This is a genomic window from Rothia sp. P7181 (genome assembly GCF_048513015.1).
In the GTDB taxonomy this organism is placed as follows: Bacteria; Actinomycetota; Actinomycetes; order Actinomycetales; family Micrococcaceae; genus Rothia.
In genome coordinates this window covers 16,733-33,233 of sequence record NZ_JBLXXZ010000011.1, presented here as the reverse complement: position 1 = coordinate 33,233, position 16,501 = coordinate 16,733, and the positions used below count along the sequence as shown (strand labels likewise).

Sequence of the window (16,501 nt, the reverse complement as noted above, 5' to 3'; positions counted from 1 at the left end):
TTAACCGCAGAAAACGACGGTTGAATCAAAAACTGACGCATTAAAACGGACAACCCGTGCCCTCTTCCAGTGATGGAAAGAGCACGGGCTGTACGAACGTATGCTTATGCCAAACGTGAGTAGTATTCAACGACAAGCTGCTCTTCGCAGATGACCGGAATCTCTTCACGCTTAGGTAGACGATCGAGCTTAGCGTGGAGCTTCTCAATCTCAACGTTGAGGTATGCCGGAGTATCAGGCAAAACATCTTTGTGTGCACCGGTAGCAGCTACCTGGAAAGGAGCCATCTTTTCAGATTTAGGGTGAACGTGGATGAGCTGACCTGGCTTCACACGGAAGGAAGGACGGTCAACACGAACACCATCAACCATAATGTGGCGGTGAACTACAAGCTGACGTGCCTGAGCAATGGTGCGTGCAAAACCGGAACGCAAAACGAGTGCGTCAAGGCGAGTTTCAAGAATCTCGACCATGTTCTTACCGGTCTGGCCTTCAACGCGCTTAGCTTCGAGGTATACGCGACGCATCTGAGCTTCACGAATGTTGTACTGAGCGCGTAGACGCTGCTTCTCGCGAAGGTGGGTTGCGTAGTTGGAATCAGCCTTACGACGGTTACGACCATGCTGACCGGGGCTGTAAGGACGACGTTCGAAGTACTTTTCTGCCTTAGGAGTCAGCGCAATACCAAGAGCACGAGAATGACGCACGGTACGGCGGGTGCGGTTATTTTTAGCCACAATTTACCTTTCATAGCGGTTGGTAGCACACAAAACAGCTAGTGTGCCGACCATTTGTTCTGATGGATTGGCCTCCAAAATATCCGCACACGATTTTATGCGGTGGAGAGTGTGAAGCAGCCGCACTTCAGACACTGCAACCTATTTGGTGATCACATCGAAATGTGCGTTTTAGATAGGCTTGCCAACCACGGTTCTACCTTACCTCACATGTGCATAAACACCTACACATCTTAGGTGTATTTTTTCACACCTATTTTTCATGATTTTTCCGTGTGGCTTCACTAGATGAAGACCCTCGTAAAATTTTTACAATAGCTCTCAAACGACGAGCAATATTCTTTTCCTCACCATACTCAGTGGGGTGGTAATATTTCCGACCTACTAAATCATCTGGCAGATATTGTTGTTCGGCTACAGCAAAAGGAACACTATGAGGGTAAATATAATCACGCCCATGACCCATTTCAGCTGCCCCAGGATAATGGCTGTCACGAAGGTGCACAGGAACGGCTCCACCTTTACCGGCTTTCACGTCCCCTAGCGCCTGAGAGATACTAGCAATCACAGCATTAGATTTAGGTGCTGTCGCAAGGTGAATAGTTGCTTGAGCAAGATTAAGACGAGCCTCTGGCATACCAACTAGTTGCACAGCCTGTGCGGCATTCACTGCAGTAGTTAAAGCGGTAGGATCTGCCATGCCAATATCTTCACTAGCGTGTACGACTAAACGACGGGCAATAAAACGAGGATCTTCCCCCGCCGTAATCATCCTTGCAAGATAATGCAATGCGGCATCAACATCTGAACCACGAATAGACTTAATGAAGGCACTAATGACGTCATAATGTTGATCACCATTACGGTCATATCGAATAGATGCTTGGTTCAACGCCTCTTCAGCATGTTCTAAAGAAACCACGATAGGGCGTGAACTTTCAGATTCTTCTATCACTTCTTTAAGAGATAGTTTTTCTTGCCCATAAGCGGTAGCTACAGCTGCTTCTAAGGCAGTTAACGCTTTACGAGCGTCACCTTTTGACAAAGCGACAAAATGTTCAAGTGCATGTTCTGATATCTGGACGTTTCCAGCGAAACCGCGAGAATCTTCAACTGCTCGAAGTAATAGTTGACGAATATCATCGTCTTGTAAAGATTCTAAAGTGAGCACTAAAGACCGTGACACCAGCGGAGAAATAATAGAAAAGGACGGATTCTCCGTAGTTGCAGCAACGAGAACAACCCAACGGTTCTCAACGCCAGGAAGTAAAGCATCTTGCTGGGCCTTAGAGAACCGATGAATCTCGTCTAGGAATAATACGGTAGTTGTTCCATACATGTCACGATCTAATAGAGCTTGTTCCATGACCTGACGAACGTCTTTAACACCAGCTGTTATTGCAGAAAGTTCAACAAATTTTCGCCCACTACCCCTAGCAATAACATGCGCTAGAGTAGTTTTTCCCGTACCTGGAGGGCCCCATAAAATGACAGACTGGGGCCCAGCTGGTCCAGCTGACTCTCCCGCTAAAATCCTCAAAGGTGCGCCCTGATGAAGAAGTTGCTTCTGTCCAATCACCTCATCTAAGGTACGTGGGCGCATCCGCACTGCCAAAGGTGCCTGAGTAAAAGATCGACTCGCTTCAGGAGCAGGTTTTTCGTTGCCATCATCAAGGGTAAAAAGAGAATCTGTCACGTTGCTATCCTACCCTTCCCCACCATTGCGGAAGGACTTTTATAGCTCATCACTATCAAGAATAATAGTTACAGGACCATCATTGATGAGGCTAACTTGCATGTCAGCACCGAATATTCCTTGAGAGACTTCTGCACCTAATTCTTCAAGATACTGAACGCAACTATTAAATAGAGGCTCTGCCAGTTCTTGTCTAGCAGCAGCTGACCACGAAGGACGGCGTCCACGGCGAGAATCTGCATATAAGGTAAACTGCGACACAGCTAAAATGGGTGCCCCAATATCTGAACAGCTTTTTTCACCCTCGAGAAGACGCAATTTCCATGTTTTCTCCGCAAGTTTTTTGACAATCTCAGGGGTATCAGTGTGAGTGATACCAACTAAAACTAGTAACCCCGCACGGTCGATAGCACCAACTTGTTGTCCACCTACACAGACCTCAGCCTGTTGTACACGTTGAATCACGACTTTCATAAAGATTTATCCTCTCTTGTGAGAGTATTGAATTGTTACATGTTATTTTAAACCTTTTTAGACTATCGTTAAAGCATTCTTTCGTACTCAAATTCTAAGGATGAACAATATGCCGTCACCGAAAACAATCCAGCTATTCCTCATGGATGGGGTCGTTGACGGTCGTGTTAAAAGCACCCTCGCAAATTGGACAGGGTTAGTTTATAAAATACCTCGTACTTTTATCCGCGGTGCACAAGATATTCCGGCACTTGAACAAACTGGTGTTTATTTTCTTTTTGGTATAGATGAATCGGACGGGCAAGGTTCTGTATACGTAGGACAGGCTGGGACTCGTCAAAACGGTAGAGGTGTTTTAGGTCGTATAGAAGAACACTGCCATGATGCTAATAAGGACTACTTTAATCAGGCTGTTGTGATGACAACTTCCAATAATTCTTTCGGGCCAACGGAAATATCATATTTAGAACATCGTTTTACACAGATAGCAAAGGACGCTCGTCGATACCATGTAAAGAACGGGAATCTTCCTAGTCGAGGGAACATCACTGAAGAAAAGCAAGCTGAGCTGGAGGAATTCATTAGTTACGCAGAATTGGTAATGGGCTCTTTAGGATTCTTTGTTTTTGAACCACTTGTTCGTCCGAGAGATACTCCACAAGAAGAGACACAAAAACAGAAAGCACCTGTCCTTGAGTTGAAGGAAAGGGGTGCTGTTGCTACCGGACAGCAAACGTCTGAAGGTTTTGTAGTCTTTCGTAATTCACAAATTCGCTCTGAAACTACCCGAACTTGCCCACCAAGAGTTTTTCAGCAACGTGAACGTCACCGCGCACATATCTGTGAAGGAAAACTTACTGAAGATATTCTTTTCTCCAGCCCATCAGGTGCTGCTGAATTTGTCGTAGGCGCGTCCATCAGTGGAAACCGAGCTTGGAAAACTGTTGATGGCACACCTCTCAAAGACCTGTAAAGCCGAGATAAAAAGGCTAATTTTCTACTTCTCGAATATCTCGCGTAGTTCCCATCGCACGACCTTTGACCCAATAGGCGTGAGAATGCATAAAAGTTTTAGAAACTGAAGTCTCTTTAAGAAGATATCTTCGGGTGGGCAAAAGAACTTTAGCCTCACAGACAAGATGAGGGAACCACCCTTCCCAATCCCAGCTTTTTGTTTTCTCCAGCATTGCTTCTGGGGTAGGTTCAATCCAATGTACCGTAATATTTTCTCCAGAGCATAACGGGATGCTTTCATCGCTTTCATGCCACCGAGATAACCAAATCTGTATTGGAAAACGTCCCTCTAAAACCTCAATCACCGAATTAATATAAGGAATACCTGCAGCGTCACCAATAAAGACAAAACCTTGAGGTATCTTAGACGGCACTTCAAAAGGGTGTGACCCATAATAGGAAAACTCAAAGGTGTCACCAACTTCGGCATGAGTAGCCCAATAACTACCCGGACCATATGGTGTGTGGAGAAGAAAGAATAAGGTAAACTCCCCTGTCTGTTCATCCACCTCAGTAATGGTATATCCTCGCATTTCCTCTCTATTCGGGTTCTCTAAAGAGGGAAACCAACACCGAAGATACTCTCCCTGTACGGGGTGAACTTCTTGAACAAATTCTGGGGAGCTAACTCGTAATGCGAGCATACTTGGGCTGTGCTGCCAGATGCGACGTACCGTACATGAATAATCTCCTGCACGCAAAACTTTTAGAAGCGCACCGCATATACCGCGTCCCATGAGATACCCCTTCTTCTAATTATCAACGAAAGCTAATGAGTCCAGTATGCCAGAGAAGAAGACTAAAAGTTAGGTAAACCTTATTTTTATCTATGGGTATCAGATACGAAAAAGGTTTGGGGTGCAACATATGTTGCACCCCAAACCTTTTATCTCAGAGGTAAAGAGTCAAAGATTATTTTTCGTCTTTTTTAGGTTTTGCATCAACACCAGCTTCTTTACGCTGTTGTGCAGTAATTGGTGCAGGCGCGGCCGTTAGCGGGTCAAAACCATTGCCAGTCTTCGGGAACGCAATAACATCACGGATGGAATCAGTGCCACCCAAAAGTTGCAGAACACGATCCCAACCAAAAGCGATACCGCCCATAGGAGGGGCACCGAAGGAGAACGCATCAAGAAGGAACCCAAACTTTTCTCGGGCTTCTTCTTCCCCGATACCCATCACGGCAAAGACGCGTTCTTGAACATCACGCTGGTGAATACGGATAGATCCACCACCAATTTCGTTACCGTTACATACGATGTCGTATGCGTAGGCAAGAGCTTCACCGGGATTCTGATCAAAGTTTTCTAAGAACTCAGGTTTAGGTGAGGTAAAGGCGTGATGCACTGCAGTCCACGAAGAGTTGCCCAATGCCACATCGCCAGATGCTGTAGCGTCTGCGGCTGGTTCGAACATGGGTGCATCAACAACCCAAACAAAGGACCATTCACCATCTTTAATCAGACCAGTTCGATGCCCAATTTCAACACGCGCAGCACCAAGCAACGCGCGAGAAGCTTTAGCTTCACCTGCAGCGAAGAAGATACAATCGCCAGGATTAGCGCCGGTAGCTTCTGCCAGACCAGCACGTTCAGCTTCAGTGATGTTCTTTGCAACAGGGCCAGTAAGCTCACCGTCTTCTTGAATTAGGACATAAGCTAGTCCCTTTGCACCGCGCTGTTTAGCCCACTCTTGCCATGCGTCAAGAGTGCGGCGGGGCTGGGAAGCACCACCAGGCATAACAACAGTGCCAACATAAGGAGCCTTAAAGACCCGGAAAGTTGTGTCTTTAAAGTAGTCTGTTAGTTCTGTTAGCTCCAAACCGAAACGTAAATCAGGTTTATCTGAACCGTATTTTTCCATAGCGTCTTTGAACGTAATACGTTCAATTGGGCGTGGAACTTTGACGTCGATAAGGTTCCATACCGCCTCAACAATGCGTTCACCAAGATCGATAATATCTTCTTGATCAACGAAAGAGGCTTCAATATCAAGCTGAGTAAACTCGGGTTGACGGTCTGCACGGAAGTCCTCGTCACGGTAGCAACGAGCAATCTGGTAATACTTTTCAATGCCACCTACCTGTAGGAGCTGTTTGAAAAGCTGAGGAGATTGAGGAAGTGCATACCAAGAGCCAGGTGCTAGACGAGCAGGAACAAGGAAGTCTCGTGCACCTTCGGGGGTGGAACGAGTTAGAGTAGGCGTCTCAACTTCAGTGAACCCATCTTCTGCAAGAACATTACGTGCAACACGGTTTGCTTCAGAACGTAGACGCATTAGGCGTGCTGGTTCTGGACGACGCAAGTCAAGGTAACGGTACTTGAGGCGAGCTTCTTCACCAACTTCTACGTGTTCGTCAATTTGGAATGGTAGCGGTGCAGCAGTATTGAGCACCTCAGTTTCTTTAACCTCAACTTCAATCTCACCGGTTGTTAGTTGAGGATTTTCGTTACCTTCTGGACGGCGGGTTACTTCACCAACAACTTTAAGAACGTACTCATTGCGAAGGTGCTCAAAGTCTTGTTCATCGTGGAAAACGCACTGTGTGACGCCCTCACGGTCACGTAAATCAACGAACGCGACACCGCCGTGGTCGCGACGGCGGGCTACCCATCCGGTTAATGTGACAGTCTGTCCAATGTGTTCGGCGGTTAGTTCGCCGAGGGTGTGTGTGCGTAGCACTCGATTCCTTTCCACGGGTACCACCTATCTTCAGGTGGTATGTTCACGAAAATGTGATAGTCATTCTAATCATAATCTTAATATTCCTCAGCGAATGAAGAACTGAAAAATATTCAAAGAGTTGTTTTTTCACTCAAGAACTCATATGAGGTTCTTCATCTTTTAGGAGTTCTCTGTGGCTACTACACGCACAGTGAGGTCTTCGACTGATGGCATCCATTGTGCAGGATTCACTGGGAGTTGTTCTCCGGAACGAATGTCTTTTACCTCATGAGTCAAGCCACCGTCTTCTGTCTCATATGTAAACCAGACAAAAGGAATGCCACGTTTTTCTGCATATTTAATTTGTTTACCAAATTTGGTTGCTTGTGCAGAAACTTCGCAAGCGATACCTCTTGAGCGTAATGCCACGGCAACGTCTTGCGCTTCAGACCACATGTCTTCATGTGTTAGAGCAATCAATACGGCAGAAGGAACTTTACGAGTTGGTTCTGCCATGCGCTCTGCAATGATACGTGAGACAAGGCGGGTTACCCCGATAGAAAGACCCACACCGGGGAAGGTTCTCTTACCGTTAGAAGCTAGTGATTCGTAGCGACCTCCAGAGCAGATTGAACCAAGTTTTTCGTGTCCAACAAGAACTGTCTCATAGACGGTTCCAGTGTAGTAATCTAAACCGCGAGCAATTGACAGGTCTGCAATAACACGCCCAGGGGCACGTTTAGTTGCTTCACCAACAACTTGTTCTAGTTCGGCAAGGCCTTCTTCAAGAAGTTCATGTTCAACACCTAAAGCGCGTACTTGTTTAACAAACGAGGTATCTTCGGCGCTGATTTGAGCTAATGATAGAGCTGCTTGTGCTTGTTCGTCACTGGCTCCGAGCTCATCTTTGAGAAGTTGCGCTACTGCCTCTGCCCCAATTTTTTCGAGTTTATCGATGGAGCGGAGCACCCCTGCCGTGTCGTCGAGCCCAATTCCACGGTAGAAACCTTCAGAGAGTTTTCGGTTATTGACGCGTAGCTTAAAGTCACCAATGTTCAGTTGTGAAAGTGCGTCTACGACGACTAGAGCAAGTTCTACGTCGTAGCGGAAAGGCAATGTTCCATCGCCTACAACGTCTACGTCAGCTTGGGTAAATTCACGGAAACGACCATCTTGAGGTCGCTCTCCTCGCCATACTTTCTGCATTTGGTAGCGCATAAAAGGAAAGTTGAGGTATCCGGCGTTCTCTACAACGTATCGTGCAAAAGGTACGGTGAGATCAAAGTGAAGAGCTAGTTTTTCTTTGTCTTTTTTGGTGCTGTTGTGTGCGGCGTCTTCGTCAAGTAGTCGAGAGATACCATAAACTTCTTTATCGATTTCGCCTTTACGCAGTAGCTGCTCTACTGTCTCCACCGAACGAGTCTCAATAGGTGAGAATCCATGAAGCTCGAAGGTGGTACGGAGAGTATCCAATACGTGATTCTCTACCAGGCGTTCCTCGGGAAGAAATTCGGGAAAACCAGATAGCGAAGCCTTACGAGCCATGTGTTACTCCTATATATACGACTAGATGAAGCCGGATGGTGTTTATTAGTTCTTTACTCTAGGGTACTCGGTTGTTTTGCTATCACCCAACATCAACAGGAGTCATCTACATAAAATGTAGTTTGAAACTCATTCTCATAGAGGTTTTCTCACGTGTTGCGTTGCTAGTTTTTAAAGCTAAAGGTATTCTAAAGATGTACGCATTCACGGCGAATTGAGCCTCTGATACGCAGAGGAACTAGCCGAAGAATGCGGCTTTTGTTTGTTTAACGCGCTTGTGCGCCTCATGTGAAAGAGTTATAGCGGTGACCACACAATCCGACGACAACACCCCAGTAGACCTCGATAAAGCACGCCAGTTTGGCAGAGTATCCGACGACGGACACGTTTTTGTCATTGTCGAGGGAGAAGAATACGCTGTCGGCCAGCTTCCAGAAGCTACCCCCGACGAAGCCCTCGCATATTTTGCTCGTAAGTTTGAAAATATCCAAGCTCAGATTTCACTTCTTGAAGCACGCGTTGAGCATGGCGCGGCTGTTGCTGATTTACAGAAATCTGTAGAACAGCTCGGTGCTCAGGTTGCTATTCGCAACATGGTTGGCGATTATGCAGACCTACAGCAACGTCTCATTGCTATCACCGGAAAAATTGCTGAACGTGCAGTCATTGAAAAAGAAGAACAAGCAGCAGCACGCGAAGCAGCCCTTAAAGCTCGTGAAGAAATCGTGAGCGAAGCAGAGTCCATTGCTTCTCAAGACATTGAGAAAACCCACTGGAAAAACTCTCATGCTCGCATGAACGAACTATTTGACGCGTGGAAAACCACTCAGCGCACTCACCACCTACCTAAGAGTGTAGAAGATAGTTTGTGGACTCGTTTCCGTTCTGCTCGCACAACTTTTGATAAGCACCGTCGCGCACATTTTTCCTCTCTCGATGAGGCGAATGCCAAAGCTAAACGGATTAAAGAAGCGCTCATCGCAGAGGCAGAAGAACTTTCTACTTCTACCGATTGGGCAGCAACAGCAACAAAATACCGTGACCTCATGGACCGTTGGAAGAGCGCTCCTCGTGCTTCACGTCGTGAAGATGACGCTCTTTGGACTCGTTTCCGTGCCGCACAAGATCGTTTCTTTGAAGCTCGTAAAGTAGCTCATGCAGAGCTAGATAAAGAGTTTGAGGCTAACCTTGAAGTCAAAGAAAAACTTCTAGAAGAAGCACGAGCCATTTTACCGGTGACTGATGTGAAAGCTGCAAAAGCTCAGTTTGAAGCTATTGCAGACCGTTGGGATGCAGCCGGTCGTGTACCTCGTCATGCAGTACGTCGCGTTGAAGGCGAACTTAAGAAGGTTCAGGACACTATCTACAATGCAGAACATGCTAAGTGGTCTAAGAGCGATCCTGAGAAGAAAGCCCGCGCAAACTCCATGCTTGCTCAGCTAGAGGACTCCATAGCAGGCCTTGAAGAAGACCTCAAGAAGGCGGAAGCAACAGGCAATGCTCAGAAGATTAAAAAAGCTCAAGAAGCTCTCGATGCACGTCGTACATGGTTGAGCACGCTTCAGGCGTCTTCTGCAGATTTTAACGCCTAAAAAATTGTTTTCGGTAAGGAGATCATGAGCAACTGGCACGCTCAAAAAACCTATACTGAAACCCCTCACGGAAAAGGCTCCCCTGATGTTTTTACTGGGGAGCCTTTTCTGTGCGAAGTTTCGGACGTATTGGTTGCTTAGCTACCAAAATTAATAATTTAGTGAACCGTAGTCCGTGTATCGCTCGAGCCGCAATCCGAGGGTAGAAAAAATTCAGATTAATATAGGCAGACAAGAAGATATCCACAAATATTTTTACTACACATAGTTTCACTCAGAACTACCGCATAATGGGCGTATGAGTACACCACCAGCTTATTCTCAGCAACCTAGCTCTCTTCTTCAGACACTACCTTGCCCCTTGTTCGTCGAGAGCCATCCTCAACATGTTTTAGGTGTCAGGACTCAACAAAGTCTTAGACCTCCAACAACACCTATAGTGTGTTCTTCACTAAGTTCTGAGCAACAAATGAAATTATATTGTTCTCAGCTTCTGAGCAAAGAGACTTTTAACGGCACTCTTCAAGAGCTACGTGTTCTCGCCCAAGAGTATCAATATCAGGAGGTACTCCCCCATATTTATGCTCCTTCAGCGTTACGTATCACTCCTTTATTAAGAGCTAGCGCCTTAAGCCTTATCCTCCCTCCTCGATATTTTGCCAGAGGTAGAATTTCTCGTTATAGTGCAGCATGGATATGGGGTTGCACTCCATCTGCCTTTGAGAATTTCTATATAGATTTTGACCGCTATTCAAGAATTAACACTCGTAAAACTAGGCAAGAGAACATCATTACGCATCAAAACCAGTTTTCTTCTACTGATTACCTAGCCCTAGGCAAGGTACACGTTACGACTCCGCTACGAACCGCTTTAGACTTGCTCATCTATCACCACGATGAAACTATCGCTCGTCAAAGTGTCGAACGATTCCTCAACACTCCAAACTTTTCAGGATGTTCTATCGATACTATGCACACATACCTTGAACACAAGAAGTATGTACCCCACCGTCAAAAAGCTCAACAGGTCCTTCAACAAATATCCCAGAACATCCCGACCTCACACCCTATGAAAGTTTAACTGGTAGAAGATTTTTCGTGTACGGGCTTTGCTCCTGTGAGACGATACGCCTTATAGACTCCTTCAACATTCTTAAGAACATTAAGAACATGATCCAACATATACCGGTCACGTACTTCCACCGAAAAACGGTTAATCGCGAAGCGATCTTCGCTAGTCAGTACTCGAGCATGACAAATATTAATATGGTTCTCACCGATGGCTCTGGTCAGATCCATCAATAAAGATTTACGGTCTATTGATTCAACCTGAATATTGACTCGATAGACAGCCTGAGAACTTGACGCCCATTGAACCTCAGTTAATCGTGGTTCGTCCCCCATATTGCGCATATTAGGGCAGTCTGTTCGGTGAACCGATATTCCGCTAGTACGCGTGACGACACCAAGAATTTCATCCGGTGGAACAGGGTTACAGCACTTAGAAATTTTCGTCAAAATACCATCTGCGCCGGGAACAACGATTCCATTATCGCTAACTGTGCGACGAGAAGAGAACATATCTTCATCAAAATCGGATGGCAACACGTCAAGGTTATCGTCCTCATCGCCATAGTAGATATTTACAAGGTTTGAGATGACATCTTGAGCTTTGATATTTCCTTCGCCGATGGCATGGTACAAAGAAGCACCATCATTTTGATGGAAAGTATGGGCTACTTGCATCAATAAATCTGCAGTCAGCATCTTTTGCAGAGGCAACTCATGCTGACGCATTGCCTTAGTTAGTGCGTCACGGCCTTTATCAATAGCTTCTAATCGGCGACCTTTAGCAAAATACTGACGAATCTTTTGGCGAGCTTTAGAAGAACGCACAAATTTTAGCCAGTCTTCACTAGGTTCTTGCTGAGGGCTCTTTGACGTACGAATCTCGACAACATCGCCAGAGTTTAATCCCGTATATAAGGAAGCTATCTTTCCGTTCACGATAGCTCCAACAGTTTTCTCGCCGACCTCAGAATGGATAGCATAGGCGAAATCTACCGGTGTGGCTCCAACAGGTAAGATGATGCCGTCACCGTTGGGGGTCATCACCACAATCTCGTCAGTCTCTAAGTGATAAGCTAACTCTTCAAAGAACGCTACAGGCTCTGGTGTTGAATTCGATATCTCTGCGATATTTTGTAAAATTCCAGCATTAAAAGTAGAAGATTTATTCTCTGATTTTTTACGGCCAGAAGCATCAATTTTTCCAAGATCTTCACCGCGAGAAGCAGCCTTATATCTCCAGTGTGCAGCAACACCATATTCTGCTTCTTCATGCATCTTATAGGTTCGTATTTGAACCTCGAGAGGAAGATTTCCTGGACCAACAAATGTTAGATGTATCGATTGATAATGATTATTTTTAGGAGATTTAATATAGTCCTTAAAGCGTCCCTGATCCGAGGTCCATAAGGACATTACATGCCCTAATACGCCATAACAAGTGTCTTCATCATCGACAAGGATACGAACAGCTAAGATGTCATGAATTTCGTCAAAGCTCTTATTCTTCGACTTCATTTTCTGATGAATAGAATAATAATGCTTAGGACGCCCATGGACAGTAGCCTTAATACCAACTTTAGCAAGACGCTGTTCAATCGTCGTTTTGGCTTCATCCAAATATTTTTCAAGCTTAGGCGTACGGTCCCCCACCATGCGCACAATTTCACGATAAATCTCTGGAGACATCGCAGCAAAAGAAAGATCTTCTAGCTCCCATTTAAGAGCGCTCAAACCAAGCCGGTGTGCTAAAGGAGCATAGATTTTTAGAGTCTCTTCAGCTTTTTTAGCTGCAGAGCCAGAGGGAACAAAACGCCACGTGCGAGCATTATGCAACCTATCAGCAAGTTTGATCAATAAGACGCGAATATCTTTGCTCATAGAAAGCACTAATTTACGAATCGTCTCTATCGAGGCGTATTCCCCATAAGTTACTTTATCTAATTTCGTGACGCCATCAACAAGATAAGCAACTTCTTCGCCAAAGTCTTCGATGAGTTGTTCTTGCGTATACGGAGTATCTTCTACGGTGTCGTGAAGTAGCCCGGCCACAAGAACAGGGCCAGTGGCTCCCATCTCTGCAAGAATCGTGGTGACGGCAACGGGGTGAGTAATGTAGGGGTCACCGCTTTTACGTTTTTGCCCTTGGTGATATTTATCGGCAACGGTAAAGGCCCGTTGTATTACGTCAAGATCCTCTTCGGGATGAAATTTTTTAACAGTTCGAATCACTGGGGCAAGTACTGGTGAATAACGTGTAGGACTTGTTCGTGAAGTCTGAATGGAACGTCCGAAAACATGACGAGTGGGAATACGCTCTGAAGCAGACATCACCCGATGCGATCCGCCAAGAGTCGTAGGAAGAAGGTTACCAACAACCTTTTGTGAAACAATATCTTGTGCTGTGTGTGCTGAATCCGCCATAGTGTTCATCCTTCCAAGGCTAGTATGGCTATTTTAGCCTTATATTGTTCGCACTATAACAAAAATAAAAAATCGGTAGCTATTTCTTTTCATAGCTACCGATTTTTTAACAAAAACTATAGTTATTGTCTAATCAACGTTAACGATCCAATGAAATCGTGTTGACTTCAATGCGTATTTCGTTGAGAGAGCTCTGCTCAGAAGTCTCAGAAGCATCTTCTGGTTCAATAACTTTTCCAGAACGAATATCTTCTACCATCTGTGTATGCTCACGAATTTCTTTCTCACCTAGACGCAACGCCGCATACATTGGTGCAGAAACATAGAGTGTTCCAATCGTTCCCACAATAATGCCGACGAATAAAGCTAACGAGAGGTCTTGTAGAGTTCCAGCACCAAGCATGAACGCACCGATGAAAAGAATTGCACCAACAGGTAATGCGCCCACAACAGAAGTGTTAATGGAACGAACAAGAGTTTGGTTCGTTGCAAGGTTAATCTGTTCACCATAGGTGAGGTCACGGCGTTTCTCAATGCCTTCGGTATTCTCACGAATCTTATCGAAAACTACCACAGAGTCATAGAGTGAATAGCTCAAAATGGTTAAGAAACCGATGATTGCGCTAGGCGTCACTTCAAAGCCTACTAAAGCGTAAATTCCGATTGTCACGATTACGGTGAAAAGCAATCCCGCAATAGCAGATAGAGACATCTTCCACGTACGGAAGTATAAAGCCATGCCGATAAGAGCAAGAAGGACGAACGCGACAAGTCCGTAGAGTGCTTGTCTGGTCACATCGGCGCCCCACCTTGGCCCGACAAAGGACGAGGTGACGTCGTCTGCAGAAACACCGTACCCCTCTTGAAGGGCAGTTTTTACCGCAAGAGTCTCTTCATCGTTAAGCTGGCTCATTTGCGCCCTGATAGTTTTCGCAGCGATATGAGTCACTCGAACGTCAGAGGCTTCAGGGGCGTGCTCTGCAATAATTTTTTGCCCTACCGAAATATCGGTATTTGAAGTATCAGAAATCGTAAACTCTGAACCGCCTCGGAACTCAATACCTAGATTGAACCCTCCTTTGACGACGGGGATGAGAAGGGACAAAACAACGAGAACCATTGCAATGCTTAACCACAATCTACGTTTTCCAACAAACTGGTATGAACGCTGTCCAGAATGTAAGTCGTTACCAAAACGAGCAAGTGCGTTAGCCACAATTACCCCTCCTTCTGTGTGCTCTGAGAAGCCTCTACTTCTTGAGCGTTTTCTTGAGCGCGAGCAGCAGCTCGACGACGTTCAGCGATACTCATTTGCTCAGATTCTTCTGCAGTGCGCAAACGACCAGCGCCTCGATATAACGGTGTAGCACCAAGGGCAACAGGGTCTAGACCAGAGAACCGTCCACCCTCACCAAAGTATCGGGTACGAGCAAGAAGCGTCAGAACAGGATGTGTAAAGAGGAACACAACGATGAGGTCGGCGATAGCGGTCAAACCTAAGGTGAAAGCAAATCCACGAACCGAGCCGACGGAGAAGATGTACAACACTACTGCTGCAAGGAGGTTGACTGCTTTAGAAGCAAGAATCGTGTGTTGAGCACGACGCCAGCCATGATCTACTGCAGCGGGGATAGTGCGACCCCCACGAATTTCATCACGGATACGTTCAAAGTACACGATGAAGGAGTCAGCAGTCTGCCCAACAGCGACGATTAAACCAGCAATACCGGCAAGGGAAAGACGATAGTTCATAGACCACCCAAGCAAAATAATTGCCAGATAAGAGATAACACCAGCAACAATCAGCGATGCAATCGTCACGAACCCTAGTAAACGGTATTGGAAAAGTGAATAGACGAAGACCAATAGCAAGCCGATAACACCAGCAAGTAGCCCCATCTTGAGCTGGTCAGAGCCTAGTGTTGCAGAAATCTGCTGTTCAGATTGAATGGTAAAGCTGATGGGCAAAGCACCGTATTTGAGCTGCTGAGCAAGAGACTGTGCACTTTCTTCCGTAAAGTTACCGGTAATTTGTGGGTTACCGTCGGCAATCACTGCTTGAGCTACCGGAGAAGAAAGAACTGCGCCATCGAGCATAATCGCAAAACGAGCGCGTGGGTCTTGCTGGTTTTTTCCGTAGATTCCGTAAAGGCGGGTGGTGATGTCTTTAAACTTTTCGCGGGCCTTCTCATCAAAATTGATGTTTACACCCCATTGTCCCGTTGAGACACCATTACTGTTAGCAACCTGTGAGGCGGTTGCGTTAGATATATCGGAGCCACTCAGCTCTACAGGTCCTAGGATATATTTTTCATGCCCAGATACTGCACAAGCCACAATAGCTTGGTGAGGGTCTTGATGCTCTGCGTTAGGGCTTTTCCCGCTTGTGCAGTCAGTTGCTTCATATTCACGCCAGAGTTCTGGGGTCACCCACCGCACGTCGGAACCGTCTGTCGCTTCTCCATCGGGGTGAGGAAGTTGGTCATCAGCCAGTTTTTTATCATCAGCAACAGGTTCTGGAGAAGTTGAGTAAATTACTGCGCGGAAGTCCATTTGTGCAGAGGCTTGAATCAGCTCACGTGTTTTTTGATCGATAGTTCCTGGCACCGAGACAACAACATTACGCCCTGATTGGGTCGTCACTTCTGCTTCGGACACACCTGAACCGTCAACACGTTGACGAATAATTTCGACAGCTTGCTCTAGTTGTTCAGCAGAAACTGTTTGGTCTTGCGCCCCGTTGACTTTAGGCGCAAGAATCATTTGTGTTCCGCCAGAGAGGTCTAAAGCGAATTTAGCTCGCCATGACCCTCCATAGGATGTGCTAGCAAAGATTCCAGCACATAAAGCCACGACTATCACAGCCATGGCGATAAGCGCTCTACTCGCTTTAGCTCGTTGGCTTCGCTTAGCCATACCGCCCCTTTACTCTCCCGACCTACATGCGTTAACTTCTTGATACTTAGTAAACGATGTGCTCAACATTTTTATTCGTATTTAGTGGAACTTTTCTTCTAATGGTGAGTATCTACAATGTTTGATAACGGTGCATGTCATCACTAAAACCAAGAAATATTTATCAGAAAATACTTCTTGGCAGAAAAGTTTCCACGCTCTATCGTAGTTCACGAACGAATAATCCGCATACGCTGATGAGTTTGCAGAGCATAAAATCAGACATATTTATGAAGATATGGCTTCATTCATCTTTTGTACTACTGGTGAATACAGACATGTAGCAACGAGGCTGACAATATATCAACAGTTACCACGGTAAAGTAATGACT

At 45.8% G+C, this 16,501-nt stretch carries 12 protein-coding genes; 3 read left to right on the top strand and 9 right to left on the bottom strand.

Features of this window, described 5'->3' with window-relative positions:
• Nucleotides 1–104: 104 nt before the first annotated feature.
• From rpsD to dtd, 3 genes are all read right to left on the bottom strand, one after another.
• A complete protein-coding gene (rpsD, locus tag ACN08Z_RS06500; RefSeq protein ID WP_419103744.1) occupies nucleotides 105–737 on the bottom strand; it encodes a 30S ribosomal protein S4 in 633 nt (210 codons plus the stop codon).
• Nucleotides 738–990: 253 nt separating this feature from the next.
• Nucleotides 991–2,433, bottom strand: coding sequence for a replication-associated recombination protein A (locus ACN08Z_RS06495; protein WP_419103743.1), 1,443 nt, complete (start codon nucleotides 2,431–2,433; stop codon nucleotides 991–993).
• 39 nt (nucleotides 2,434–2,472) lie between these two features.
• The gene (dtd, locus tag ACN08Z_RS06490; protein ID WP_419103742.1) at nucleotides 2,473–2,907 is read right to left on the bottom strand and encodes a D-aminoacyl-tRNA deacylase; all 435 of its coding nucleotides are present in this window, start codon (nucleotides 2,905–2,907) and stop codon (nucleotides 2,473–2,475) included.
• A 109-nt stretch (nucleotides 2,908–3,016) separates the two neighbouring features.
• Between dtd and ACN08Z_RS06485 the strand changes: the two genes are divergently transcribed.
• Nucleotides 3,017–3,880, top strand: coding sequence for a GIY-YIG nuclease family protein (locus ACN08Z_RS06485; protein WP_419103741.1), 864 nt, complete (start codon nucleotides 3,017–3,019; stop codon nucleotides 3,878–3,880).
• Between the two features lie 16 nt (nucleotides 3,881–3,896).
• Here ACN08Z_RS06485 and ACN08Z_RS06480 read toward each other — a convergent pair whose 3' ends face one another.
• The 3 genes from ACN08Z_RS06480 to hisS form a co-directional block, all read right to left on the bottom strand.
• Nucleotides 3,897–4,658 carry a siderophore-interacting protein gene (locus tag ACN08Z_RS06480; protein ID WP_419103740.1) on the bottom strand — a complete coding sequence of 254 codons (762 nt, stop codon included), beginning with the start codon at nucleotides 4,656–4,658 and terminating at the stop codon, nucleotides 3,897–3,899.
• A gap of 175 nt (nucleotides 4,659–4,833) precedes the next feature.
• Entirely contained in the window at nucleotides 4,834–6,603 is a 1,770-nt protein-coding gene (aspS, locus tag ACN08Z_RS06475) for an aspartate--tRNA ligase (RefSeq protein WP_419103778.1), read from the bottom strand.
• A gap of 162 nt (nucleotides 6,604–6,765) precedes the next feature.
• A complete protein-coding gene (hisS, locus tag ACN08Z_RS06470) occupies nucleotides 6,766–8,130 on the bottom strand; it encodes a histidine--tRNA ligase (protein WP_419103739.1) in 1,365 nt (454 codons plus the stop codon).
• Nucleotides 8,131–8,435: 305 nt separating this feature from the next.
• Between hisS and ACN08Z_RS06465 the strand changes: the two genes are divergently transcribed.
• Together ACN08Z_RS06465 and ACN08Z_RS06460 are read left to right on the top strand one after the other, a co-directional pair.
• Nucleotides 8,436–9,722 carry a DUF349 domain-containing protein gene (locus ACN08Z_RS06465; RefSeq protein WP_419103738.1) on the top strand — a complete coding sequence of 429 codons (1,287 nt, stop codon included), beginning with the start codon at nucleotides 8,436–8,438 and terminating at the stop codon, nucleotides 9,720–9,722.
• Nucleotides 9,723–10,191: 469 nt separating this feature from the next.
• Complete coding sequence (locus tag ACN08Z_RS06460) at nucleotides 10,192–10,803, top strand: hypothetical protein (protein WP_419103737.1); 612 nt, start codon at nucleotides 10,192–10,194, stop codon at nucleotides 10,801–10,803.
• Here ACN08Z_RS06460 and ACN08Z_RS06455 read toward each other — a convergent pair.
• The 3 genes from ACN08Z_RS06455 to secD form a co-directional block, all read right to left on the bottom strand.
• Nucleotides 10,800–13,121: a RelA/SpoT family protein gene (locus tag ACN08Z_RS06455; RefSeq protein ID WP_419103777.1), complete on the bottom strand. Its 2,322-nt coding sequence runs from the start codon at nucleotides 13,119–13,121 to the stop codon at nucleotides 10,800–10,802. The two genes, ACN08Z_RS06460 and ACN08Z_RS06455, sit on opposite strands and share 4 nt — an antisense overlap.
• A gap of 232 nt (nucleotides 13,122–13,353) precedes the next feature.
• Nucleotides 13,354–14,430, bottom strand: coding sequence for a protein translocase subunit SecF (secF, locus tag ACN08Z_RS06450; protein ID WP_419101311.1), 1,077 nt, complete (start codon nucleotides 14,428–14,430; stop codon nucleotides 13,354–13,356).
• A gap of 2 nt (nucleotides 14,431–14,432) precedes the next feature.
• Entirely contained in the window at nucleotides 14,433–16,130 is a 1,698-nt protein-coding gene (secD, locus tag ACN08Z_RS06445; protein ID WP_419103736.1) for a protein translocase subunit SecD, read from the bottom strand.
• Between the last annotated feature and the right edge of the window lie 371 nt (nucleotides 16,131–16,501).

Coding starts and splice junctions, on each gene's coding strand:
- ACN08Z_RS06480 (WP_419103740.1), bottom strand. CDS start 4,658: ATGGGACGCGGTATATGCGGTGCGCTTCTAAAAGTTTTGCGTGCAGGA.
- ACN08Z_RS06455 (WP_419103777.1), bottom strand. CDS start 13,121: ATGTCTGCTTCAGAGCGTATTCCCACTCGTCATGTTTTCGGACGTTCC.
- hisS (WP_419103739.1), bottom strand. CDS start 8,130: ATGGCTCGTAAGGCTTCGCTATCTGGTTTTCCCGAATTTCTTCCCGAG.
- ACN08Z_RS06485 (WP_419103741.1), top strand. CDS start 3,017: ATGCCGTCACCGAAAACAATCCAGCTATTCCTCATGGATGGGGTCGTT.
- dtd (WP_419103742.1), bottom strand. CDS start 2,907: ATGAAAGTCGTGATTCAACGTGTACAACAGGCTGAGGTCTGTGTAGGT.
- secD (WP_419103736.1), bottom strand. CDS start 16,130: ATGGCTAAGCGAAGCCAACGAGCTAAAGCGAGTAGAGCGCTTATCGCC.
- ACN08Z_RS06460 (WP_419103737.1), top strand. CDS start 10,192: ATGAAATTATATTGTTCTCAGCTTCTGAGCAAAGAGACTTTTAACGGC.